Raw genomic sequence first — 10,189 nt, 5'->3', positions numbered from 1 at the left:
GATGAGGAGATGAGGAGATGAGGAGATGAGGAGATGAGGAGATAACGATATTAAAGGTTCTCAATATCTCACCCATACCTAACCTCCTCGTCTCCTCAGCAGGTTAATTCGGTTTAACGTCCCGTAACTTGACCGATTAGCTGCATGACGTCGTCGCGGCTGAGTTTTTCTTTACCTAAGGCCAAGGTTTTCAGGGTGCCGTGGGCTAAGACTAAGGGAATTTTACAGAAGTTTAACGCCGGGCCGGGGGGAAGCGATTCCGTATAGCGATCGGCCATTTCGAGGTTATGTCGCGCGTAAGCCTGCATTTCCGTCGCCGTCCAGCCATCGGGGAAAAAGTCCACGCCTCGGGCTTTGTCTTCGCGGGCGTTGCGAAGGATGTTGACGGTTTGCAATCCCCGCCCGAAACCGATGGCGTCCGTGCGGTTGGTTTGGGTGTTGTCGTACCACGCCCACAAATCCGAGAGTAACAAACCGACGGCACCAGCGACGCTAAAAGTGTAGCTGTCCAGGTCGGCGACGGTGCGAATCGTCCAGTTGCATTCGGCCCAGTACGCCATACGATCGGCCATGGCAGCGGTGGCGTCCCAAATGCGGGGGGCGATGCTGGGGGGGGCAAGTTTGGCCCACTCGTCTACGCGCTGGGTGACTTCGGGAAGTCGATCGCGAGACGCGCCCCAATCGGCACCGAAGCGATCGCCGTGACCTCCGGTTCCCGTTTGTAAGCTTAAGGAAATGGCTCTTAACAGTTGGGCTTTTGTGGTGTTGTCGAGTGCGTCGTGGTCTTCAATTTCGTCGATCGCACGCATGCAGAGGTACGCCGAGGCCACCGCTGCTTTGAGATCGTTGGGTAGCAGGCTAATGGGAATGTAAAACGTTCGACTGGTCTCTTTAAGTACCTGTAGTGCGTCTTTTTGGGAATTCATCCGTTCGACTCCTCACTTCAACTCGTCATCTAGCATATACTCCTATTTGCGTTCGGTCATCGACCCAGAGGACAGTCTGAGAAGCCAAACGCCCCACCCCCCATTTTGTCGAGCCATTTTGGTGGGGCGGGGCGTTAGCTGGGGTCGATCGACCGTTCGTCTGCCAAAGCTTTATTCGAGAGAGTAACCTGTCGTCTTTTCGATGTAATCGATGACTTTTTGATAGGCTTCCGGTTCGCTTTGTTCGGTCAAGACGATGGCACGATCGCTTTCCGTTAAATACAACGTTAGACGGCTGTTCCAAGAGAGCGAAAATGCACTAATTCGATCGAGATCGATCACGTACACTTGTTTATCCCGCTCGTAGTTGATTTTTATCCAATACGCCACAGGATGCCCTCCAGTCTCCAGGCGAGATCTATGAGACTTCAGCCGGGGAATTCGTAGAAGAATCCAGTCGATCGAACTCTGTCGCGTTTTCGCTCTCCTGGGATGCCTCGCAACCGTCATCGACTGGGGACATTCCCAAGGAAGCCCGAACGAATCCTTTCACGAGGGGATGAGGCTGATTGGGGCGCGACTCGAATTCTGGGTGAAACTGGGTGGCGACGAAGAAGGGATGGTCGCGCAGTTCGACGATTTCAACGAGTCGTCCGTCGGGGGAGGTTCCGCTGATGGCGTAACCGGTTTCGAGGAACAAGCTGCGATAGGCGTTGTTGAACTCGTAACGGTGGCGGTGGCGTTCGTACACTACTTCCTGAGAGTACAGGCTGAAGGTGGTCGTCTCGGGGGTCAAGCGACAGGGGTAGAGTCCCAAGCGCATGGTTCCCCCCAAATCCACCACGTCTTCCTGTTCGGGTAACAGGCTGATGACCGGGTTGGTGGTCTCTGGGTCGAATTCGGAACTGTTAGCCGCTTCCAAATGGGCGACGTTGCGGGCCCATTCGATGACGGCGCACTGCATCCCCAGACACAAACCCATGAAGGGAATGCGGTTTTCTCGGGCGTAACGGATGGCGTCGATTTTACCGTCGATGCCGCGACTGCCGAACCCCCCAGGGACGACGATGCCTCGAACGCCGCTGAGGTGGGTTTCTGCGCCGTCTCGTTCGACTTCTTCGGAGTTGACCCAGCGCAGTTTGAGTTGGCTGCCACAGTCGATGGTGGCGTGACGCAGGGCTTCGACGACGGAGAGGTAAGCGTCGGAGAGTTGGACGTATTTCCCGACGATGGCGATTTCCACTTCGCGATCGGGATGGTGCATTCGTTCGATGAGGATGCGCCAGCCTTCGAGATCCGGTTCTCGCTGTTCGAGACTGATGCAGTCGAGGACGGCTTGGGCTAAGCCTTCTCGTTCGAGAACCAAGGGGACTTCGTAGATGCTGCTGGCGTCGGGGGAGGTGATGACTCGTTCGACGGGTACGTCGCAGAATTCTGAGAGTTTTTCTTTGAGGTGGGAGGGGAGGGGTCGATCGCACCGACAGACCAACATATCCGGCTGAATCCCGATCGATCGTAGCTCTTTAACCGAGTGTTGCGTCGGTTTGGTTTTCATTTCCCCGGCCGCCGGAAGCCAAGGCATTAACGTCACGTGAACGTACATGAGGTTTTCGCGCCCCACGTCTTTTCGGAACTGGCGAATCGCCTCGAGAAACGGCAGGGATTCGATGTCGCCCACGGTTCCCCCGATTTCCACGATGGCCACGTCGGGATTGGTATTGCGGGCGACGCGGAGAATGCGCGATCGAATTTCTCCGGTAATGTGGGGAATCACCTGCACGGTTCCCCCTTGGTAGTCGCCTCGACGTTCTTTATTAATAACGGACTGGTAAATCGAACCCGTGGTGACGCTGTTGAGGCGGGACATGGACGTATCGGTGAAGCGCTCGTAGTGTCCTAAGTCCAAATCCGTTTCTGCGCCGTCTTGAGTTACGAAAACTTCGCCGTGTTGGAACGGACTCATCGTTCCGGGATCGACGTTAATGTAAGGATCGAGTTTGAGAATCGAAACCGAGTAATTGCGGGATTTGAGAAGCCGTCCCAAGCTGGCAGCGACGATTCCTTTGCCAATGCTGGAAACGACGCCACCTGTAATGAAAATGAATTTGGTCATGGAATTCGCGCGAGCGGTGTAACCGAGGGGTTCGTTTTTGCCCTGGGTTCATTTTGCCACAGGACACGACCGGGTTGGCGGGAATTTGGCAAATCGTGGCAAGGCGAGATGCGTCCGTTTCTGTGTGGCTTTCAAAAGTATTAATTAATGTAAAAATGATTAGAGAATTGATGTCAGTTGCCCGGTAGGGCGAGGGGGTTCAGTTGACAACCCGTCAGGCTACGTTATGGGAGAGGTTTTTGTCGCCCGTGGTGCGATCGCTCGTGGACGAGGAGGCGATGGTTCGCTTGTCTCAACGGATCGATTGGGAAACGGAGGTGGCGCGACGTTGCGATCGATCTCTGATTTATCCAGAGTATTACCGAAGCCAGAATTTTCATGGCGTGGAAGGGGGATATCTCACCTTGGGGGCGGCGGTTTCTTACGATCCGATTACTCAGTATGTTTTACCGCCCAACGAAACCTGGGTGCGTCAATGCGCTGTCGAGGCGGTGCGATCGCACCCCCGACGCATTCTCGATCTCGGCTGCGGAACGGGTTCGACCACGTTACTGTTTAAAGAAGCTTTCCCCGACGCTGAGGCGATCGGGTTAGATTTGTCACCCCAAATGCTGGTCATGGCTAGTTACAAAGCCGCCCAAGCGGGGTTAAACATCCAGTGGAAACATGGTTTAGCCGAACGGACGGGGTTCCCCGACGCCGCTTTCGACCTGGTGTCGGCGTCGCTGCTGTTCCACGAACTCCCGCCGGAAGTGTCTCAGCAGGTGTTGCGAGAGTGCTTCCGCTTGTTAAAGCCGGGGGGCGAAGCGATCGTTCTTGATGGAAATCAAACGACGCTGCGTCAAAACCCTTGGTTGATGGAGGTGTTCGAGGAGCCGTACATTGGCGATTATGCTGAAGGCGACCTGGTGAAGTGGATGCAGCGGGCGGGTTTTGAGGCGGTAGACTCTCGCGAGTATTGGTGGATTCATCAGGTGACGCGAGGGGTGAAACCCTTGGCGGTGTCGGAGAGGGAACCCTCGTTTGAGGCGTTCTCCTGGGAAGGGGGATCGATCGCCCTCGCCTAACGTCCGTTCGGGTTCTTGATTCGGGGTCGATGGCGATCGACCGTTTTTCTTGGCGGGGCGATCGCACGAAAATTTTAGCCCCTCTTGGGTCATAAAAATCGTTTTTTTCATTCAACTACATGGGACTAAAAGCAGTTGTTTTTGATTTTAACGGGGTTGTAATTAATGACGAACCCATTCACGAGCGTTTAATTTCACAGTTGTTGCTCGAGGAGAATTTACGGCCGGACGCCAGGGAGTTTCAGACAGTGTGTTTGGGACGCAGCGATCGCATCGCGTTGAAAGCGGTATGGGAACGGCGCGGCCGCTGCGTGACGGAGGAGTATTTGGCGGAACTGATGCGCCGCAAGTCTCAGATGTACTTGGAGGAGTTGCGTCAAATGGAGCGGCTTCCGAGTTACGAGGGATTGACGGAGTTTATTTTGAAGCTGCGGGTGGAAAACTTGCAGTTAGCCTTGGTGAGCGGGGCGTTACGGGTGGAAATCGAAACAGTACTCGATCGATTGGAGTTGGCCGCGCAGTTTCCCGTTATCGTGGCTGGAGACGACATCGCCACTAGCAAACCGGAACCGGAGGGGTATCTCCTGGCGGCGGAGAAGTTGGGATTGAAGCCGTCGGAATGTTTGGCGATCGAGGATACGCCAGCGGGAATCGAGGCGGCGCAACGGGCGGGGTTGCAGGTGGTGGGCGTCGCCAATACTTACCCGGTGCATATGTTGCAACGTCAGGCGGATTGGGTGGTGGATTACCTCTCGGAATTGGAGATCGATCGAATCCGTAACGCCTTTGAAACGGAGGTTCCCGCGCGGTTGGGGACTTCTCCGGAGACTTCCGGTTCCGATTGATGGCGATGGGGGAATTTTTTTTCAGGGCGATCGTTGTTTTTTGGCAATATTGTGATATAATAGCAAATCGTGAATCGGGGAATTAGCTCAGTTGGTAGAGCGCTGCGATCGCACCGCAGAGGTCAGGGGTTCGAATCCCCTATTCTCCATACGATATCTATTCCGTCTGGTCGTGGGAAATAGAAAACGATGTAGTTATCGATAACAAAGCCGCGTAAATTGGCTCGAATAGTTGCATAGCTTTTTCCCATATTCGGAAACGGAGCAAATTTTCGGCATTTTTCTCGAACTTTCTCACAAAAATCGAATGGCGAAATCTGTATTCGTTTCTGACATCGATTCGCAAATTCTGTTTAAGTCTGCGATCGCTTCGTCTGAGAATGAGTAAGTTGCTATCGTCATTCGTTAGATTGTTGGTGCAGCCGATCGAATAAGCGATCGAATACTTGTTCGCCGTCCGTGACGCGACCTTGTGAAATTTGCTCTGCACCGATTTCGATTTGCTGGCGAAGTTCGGCTAAGCGTTGTTCTCGCTTGTCTAAGAGTTCTAATCCGGCTAAAATAACTTCGTCAGCGGACTGGTAACGTCCGCTTTTTAGCTGTTCGGCGATTCGCTTTTCGGTTTCTGGGGTGAGAGATAAACTCATTAGGCGCACTCCAGATTTTACGGGTTGGTTCAATTATATCAAGTTCGTTTTCATTTGGCTTTATAGAAAAGTCGATGTCACGTTATCTAAAATATTATCCAAGATTCCCTGAAATGTAGGTTGCGTGAGTGCGACCTGTTTCATCAGGGGAAGCTATTCAAGTAGAAACTGATGAATTGAACCTTGGAAATTCAATAACTCTAATTTCATGGGAGTTAAATTCTCTCCGTCTAGCCTAAAAAGATTGAACCATCAGGGCAGGTGTTGGGGTGGAATCTCTTGCGCCGAATGCAGCCCTGAAAAAGGCGGTAATTAGATTCAGGAGTGGTTGCCTGAATGTGAAACCGACACCAAGGACGAGTAATCCACCTTGCTTAATCCCGCCGAGGTCAGACCGATATGAATAACCTCCGTGTGAATCAGTGAATGAAGCATCGTTACCTACGGCAGTGGAAGCGGTTTAACTTCAGGAAACAGGTCAAGTTGGTCTGAAGATTGAAAGTCTTTTTTTTAAGACTTTCCCACTCTGCCAAAAGTAAGGAGGCAGCGAGATTTAAGTTTCACCCCTTAAATCTTTTAGGTCGAAAGTCCTCTCGGTGTATAGCTGGATTCTAAGTCGGCCATGAAATGAAATTAGAGAACCGGGAAACCCCACTGATCTATGAATTAATTCATCAGTGACTTAATCCTTGACGCATGATAAGTGGGAGTAGGATGTCCTAAAAAGCCAAGGCTTCGGGTAATGCTGAAGATAAGCCCACGTAGGACGGTCACCGTCGAAGGCTACGACTGAGTAGAGTTTTTATAAGCCCAATACATCGGATGCTATGGTATCTGAATGTGGGATAAAAAGGACTCAAAAAGCGTCAAACAAGCCAAGGAAGTGTATTAGGTAACGAATCACTTCTGTCTAATGAAGACGACTTACCAGGAGCCGGATGATGAGAAATTGTCAAGTCCGGTTTTGAATCGGAGGTGTGGAAGGGCGACCTTCCCATCGACCGTAACAGCGAGAGCGGAACCCAACGCAAGGGGTGTTGCTTCGACTCGAATTGACGTTATCGGCTTGTTCGAGAAGGCATCAGGTCGGCGAATAACCTCTCGTAACGATTCAACGCCTCCTCAAAAGAGTAATTCTCGATGGCGAACTGTCGCGACTGTTTGCCTAAAGCCGTCGTGCGATCGGGATTTTCATAAAGTTCCCGAAGCACCTGCGCCAACGCCTGGGGGTCTTCCGGCGGCACCACAATGCCCCCGCCACTGTTGCGCACCGCCTTCGCCGCCGTACCGTCTTGAGGAACCGAAGCCACGATGGGCAGTCCGCTGGCCAGTAACACCTGAATTTTCGAGGGCATATTAATGGCGATGACGCTGCTTTTCTGCATCACCATGCCCACATCCGCCGCAGCCAGCATTTCCGGCAGACGTTCCCGAGGTTGAAACGGCAACAATGTAACGTTCGTTGCCTCCCACACTTCGCGGCGTCGTTTTAGCACTTCTAACGCCCGTCCTTCACCGACAATCACCACCGCAATTTCAGGCAAGTCCAGTAAGAACGATGCCGCTCTCACCAAGGTTTCCAAACCTTGCGTCAGTGCGATGTTACCGGAGTAGAGAATCACGAACTTTCCGTTTAAGTCGTGTTCGTCGCGGAACGAATTCGGCTCTTTCGGTAGGGGCTGGATAAAATTCGTATCGACCCAGTTAGGAATCAAAGCAATTTTTTGAGGATCGACCCCTTTCTTGAGGAGGTTGTCCACAAAACCGTCCGCGATCGCACTAATGCGATCGGCATAGCGATAAGCAAATCGTTCGAGGGACTCAAACACCCGAATCAGCAACTTATTCCGTAACAAGTCCGTCACGATCGCCGCTTCCGGCAAAACATCCTGCAAGTTCAACACCACCGGACAGCGATAAATCCATTTCACTACCGTCGCCGGAACGCAAGCCGGTAGCGGCGGACTCGTCAGCAAAATGACATCGGGACGCCAACCGTTGAGGGCTTGTACGAAACTGGTCGTAACGAAGCTACTTTCAAGCAGAACCCGATCCATAAACCCCGGTTTCGGCCGCACCCAGACGTAACACCGTTGAACTTTAACGCCATTGAGTTCCTCTGTCACGTAAAGTTTACCCCGATAGCCCTCGTAAATCTGACGTTGGGGGTAGTTCGGCATCCCCGTCACCACCCGGACTTGATGGCCGCGTTGCACTAAACCCTCGGCTAACTCAGTCATAAGCGGAGCAATGCCGATCGGTTCGGGATGGTAGTTATACGAATAGATTAAGATTTTCATCGTGTCTCGTTAGCCCTGGGCGATCTCGGAGAGTCGTTTAAACACTCTCTTTTACTCGGGTCAGATGCTTCCGTCAGCGAGAGTTCAAAAGTCTAGGTTCGAGAATAACGCTAGAATATCGATGAAATCTCGTTTTTCGCTCGATCGCGTCCTTGTTTGTATGCCGAATCCCGCTAAAGCACCTCTAGGTCGAAAAACACCCTCGATCTTGATTTTAGGTCTATTACTGCTCTTATGGAGCGTGGGATGGGGATGGGGAGTCTCTCAAATCGCGCGTTCCCAAGTTGATGACACCATTCTCGATCGACCCCACATCGGAACCGTCGATCCCATTCCCGAACGCTTTCGAGCCGGACAACAGCTTTACTTAGAACATTGTGCCACCTGTCACGTCGGTATTCCTCCGGCTGTCTTACCGACGGAAACTTGGCGAGAATTATTGCTCGACGAAGAACACTACGGAACCCGCGTCGAAGTCTTACCCAGTCCGCAGATTTACATCGTGTGGGATTACCTGCAAACCTTCTCGCGTCCGAAACAGAACCCTGACGAAAGAATTCCCTATCGCTTAGAATATTCGACCTATTTCCAGGCGTTGCATCCTCAAGTCGAAGTCCCTCGCCCCATCGACATCAAACAATGCGGCACTTGCCATCCCAACGCCGTCGAGTTCGATTTTCGCAGCCTTGTGAGGGGATGAGGGGATGATGGGGTTCGCGTCTTTCAGGGATGAGTTGGCGGCGTACCTTGGCGGTGCGTGACGAGTTCTCGGTTTCCGGTTCGACACCCGATTTTTCAAGTCATGCCCCCTACAAAAAATCCCCCATCTGAGGAAGATGGGGGAGACTGGAACCTAGGATGGAGCCGAGTAAGGCCAGCAAGGGGAATGCGGCATGAAAATTTCCCTTGTTGGTTACATCGTCTTCTTCTAAGCACAACCATAACGCCCGAAAGTAACGATACTGTGACAAGGATGTGACAGTTGCATCGCAGACTCGTTCGTTTCACCCTTGTCAGTTGAGTGGTTTTATCTACCATAAAACTGTAGAGTTGCCAAGCCACTATGACCCGCGATCGATCCACCCGACGCAAGTTTATCGCCACCACTGCCGCTGTTGCTGGGGGCGCTATTGGAATTAAAGCATTACAAAAACGATCGCCGACTTTATCCGAACCCGCCTCAAATACCCCGATGGCGATGCCCGAACGGGTTCTCGGTCGGACGGGGGAATCGGTACCGATTTTCGGGTTGGGAGGCGCCGGACAAACGCCCCTGTCGAAATCGGGACGAGAGCGGGAAGCCTTGGAGTTAGTGGAAACCGCGTTAAACCTGGGAATTCGCTATTTCGATACGGCCGCCAGTTACGGACCGAGCGAGGACTATTTAGGGAAAATTCTGCCGGAATATCGCGATCGAATATTTTTAGCCAGTAAAACCGCCGTGCGCGATCGAGACGGGGCTTGGCGAGAGTTAGAGCGATCGTTGCAACGCCTGAAAACCGATCGCCTCGATTTATGGCAGTTACACCATGTTTCCCGCCCCGAGGAGATCGATCGCCTGTTTAGCAACACCGGCGCGATACAGGCATTAGAAGAAGCCAAAGAACAAGGATTAATTCGCTATACCGGAATCACCGGACACCACGACCCCAACATCATCGCCGAAGGATTGCGCCGATACCCCTTCGATACCACCTTAATCCCTGTCAACGCCGCCGACCCACACCACCCGCAACCGTTTCTTCCCGTTGTCATGCCCGTTGCGATCGAGCAGAACGTCGGCGTTATCGCCATGAAAGTCCCCGCTTACGGTAAATTACTCGAATCGGGACGCCTCGACGGAATGCGGGAAGCCTTGGGATACAGCCTATCGGTTCCGGGGGTTCGCTGTTGCGTCGTCGCGGCGGAAAATCCCCAACAACTCGCCGACAACGTGAGAGTGGCGCGTCAGTTCGTCCCCTTGGAAGAGGCGGCGATGGCTGACATCGAACGTCGCATCGCCTCGGACTGGGAAGACGTGACGTTTTATCAAAAAATTTGGGTCTAAAACCCCGCCCTTCTAGGGCGGCTTTTGACAATCCTGTTTTTTGTGCTAAAATATTCAGAACAATGTGCGATTCGTTCTCACCAAAAGTGGAAGGAAAACTCCTGAAACGTGGGTGGGGCAAGGAACACAGCCCACAAAGGGCATAGAACCTTGACAACTAGATATCGATGATGGTGCAAGTCCATCCCACGAGGTGTATCGCGTGAAAGCACTTCCCCCAACGTAGAGACTGGTCGTGCGATTC

10 protein-coding genes and 1 tRNA gene are annotated in these 10,189 nt (G+C 52.6%); 5 read left to right on the top strand and 6 right to left on the bottom strand.

Going from position 1 to position 10,189, the window contains the following annotated elements:
* Positions 1-113 precede the first annotated feature (113 nt).
* The 3 genes from ACP5D4_RS19430 to ACP5D4_RS19420 all read right to left on the bottom strand — a co-directional run bounded on the left by ACP5D4_RS19430 (position 114) and on the right by ACP5D4_RS19420 (position 3,039).
* Positions 114-926, bottom strand: a complete 813-nt coding sequence (locus ACP5D4_RS19430; protein WP_428013269.1) for a squalene/phytoene synthase family protein — start codon at positions 924-926, stop codon at positions 114-116.
* A gap of 171 nt (positions 927-1,097) precedes the next feature.
* Positions 1,098-1,316: a hypothetical protein gene (locus tag ACP5D4_RS19425; protein ID WP_428013268.1), complete on the bottom strand. Its 219-nt coding sequence runs from the start codon at positions 1,314-1,316 to the stop codon at positions 1,098-1,100.
* 28 nt (positions 1,317-1,344) lie between these two features.
* Positions 1,345-3,039 (bottom strand): CTP synthase, encoded by a 1,695-nt coding sequence (locus tag ACP5D4_RS19420; RefSeq protein ID WP_428013267.1) that lies wholly within the window; start codon positions 3,037-3,039, stop codon positions 1,345-1,347.
* A 203-nt stretch (positions 3,040-3,242) separates the two neighbouring features.
* Between ACP5D4_RS19420 and ACP5D4_RS19415 the strand changes: the two genes are divergently transcribed.
* The 3 genes from ACP5D4_RS19415 to ACP5D4_RS19405 all read left to right on the top strand — a co-directional run bounded on the left by ACP5D4_RS19415 (position 3,243) and on the right by ACP5D4_RS19405 (position 5,100).
* Positions 3,243-4,106: a class I SAM-dependent methyltransferase gene (locus ACP5D4_RS19415; RefSeq protein ID WP_428013266.1), complete on the top strand. Its 864-nt coding sequence runs from the start codon at positions 3,243-3,245 to the stop codon at positions 4,104-4,106.
* Between the two features lie 119 nt (positions 4,107-4,225).
* Positions 4,226-4,951 (top strand): HAD family hydrolase, encoded by a 726-nt coding sequence (locus ACP5D4_RS19410; RefSeq protein WP_428013265.1) that lies wholly within the window; start codon positions 4,226-4,228, stop codon positions 4,949-4,951.
* A 76-nt stretch (positions 4,952-5,027) separates the two neighbouring features.
* Positions 5,028-5,100, top strand: a tRNA-Ala gene (locus ACP5D4_RS19405).
* Here the strand turns inward: ACP5D4_RS19405 and ACP5D4_RS19400 are convergent.
* From ACP5D4_RS19400 to ACP5D4_RS19390, 3 genes are all read right to left on the bottom strand, one after another.
* Positions 5,074-5,202: a hypothetical protein gene (locus tag ACP5D4_RS19400; protein ID WP_428013264.1), complete on the bottom strand. Its 129-nt coding sequence runs from the start codon at positions 5,200-5,202 to the stop codon at positions 5,074-5,076. The two genes, ACP5D4_RS19405 and ACP5D4_RS19400, sit on opposite strands and share 27 nt — an antisense overlap.
* 147 nt (positions 5,203-5,349) lie before the next feature.
* The gene (locus ACP5D4_RS19395) at positions 5,350-5,598 is read right to left on the bottom strand and encodes a type II toxin-antitoxin system ParD family antitoxin (RefSeq protein ID WP_428013263.1); all 249 of its coding nucleotides are present in this window, start codon (positions 5,596-5,598) and stop codon (positions 5,350-5,352) included.
* Positions 5,599-6,656: 1,058 nt separating this feature from the next.
* Positions 6,657-7,898: a glycosyltransferase family 4 protein gene (locus ACP5D4_RS19390; RefSeq protein ID WP_428013262.1), complete on the bottom strand. Its 1,242-nt coding sequence runs from the start codon at positions 7,896-7,898 to the stop codon at positions 6,657-6,659.
* A gap of 121 nt (positions 7,899-8,019) precedes the next feature.
* Between ACP5D4_RS19390 and ACP5D4_RS19385 the strand changes: the two genes are divergently transcribed.
* Entirely contained in the window at positions 8,020-8,598 is a 579-nt protein-coding gene (locus ACP5D4_RS19385) for a diheme cytochrome C (RefSeq protein ID WP_428013261.1), read from the top strand.
* 363 nt (positions 8,599-8,961) lie between these two features.
* Positions 8,962-9,945, top strand: coding sequence for an aldo/keto reductase (locus tag ACP5D4_RS19380; protein ID WP_428013260.1), 984 nt, complete (start codon positions 8,962-8,964; stop codon positions 9,943-9,945).
* The last annotated feature ends 244 nt before the right edge of the window (positions 9,946-10,189 follow it).

The sequence above is a fragment of the Baaleninema sp. genome (assembly GCF_049974805.1).
Taxonomy (GTDB): Bacteria; Cyanobacteriota; Cyanobacteriia; order Cyanobacteriales; family Geitlerinemataceae; genus Baaleninema.
This window is presented reverse-complemented; position numbering and strand designations above follow the sequence as displayed.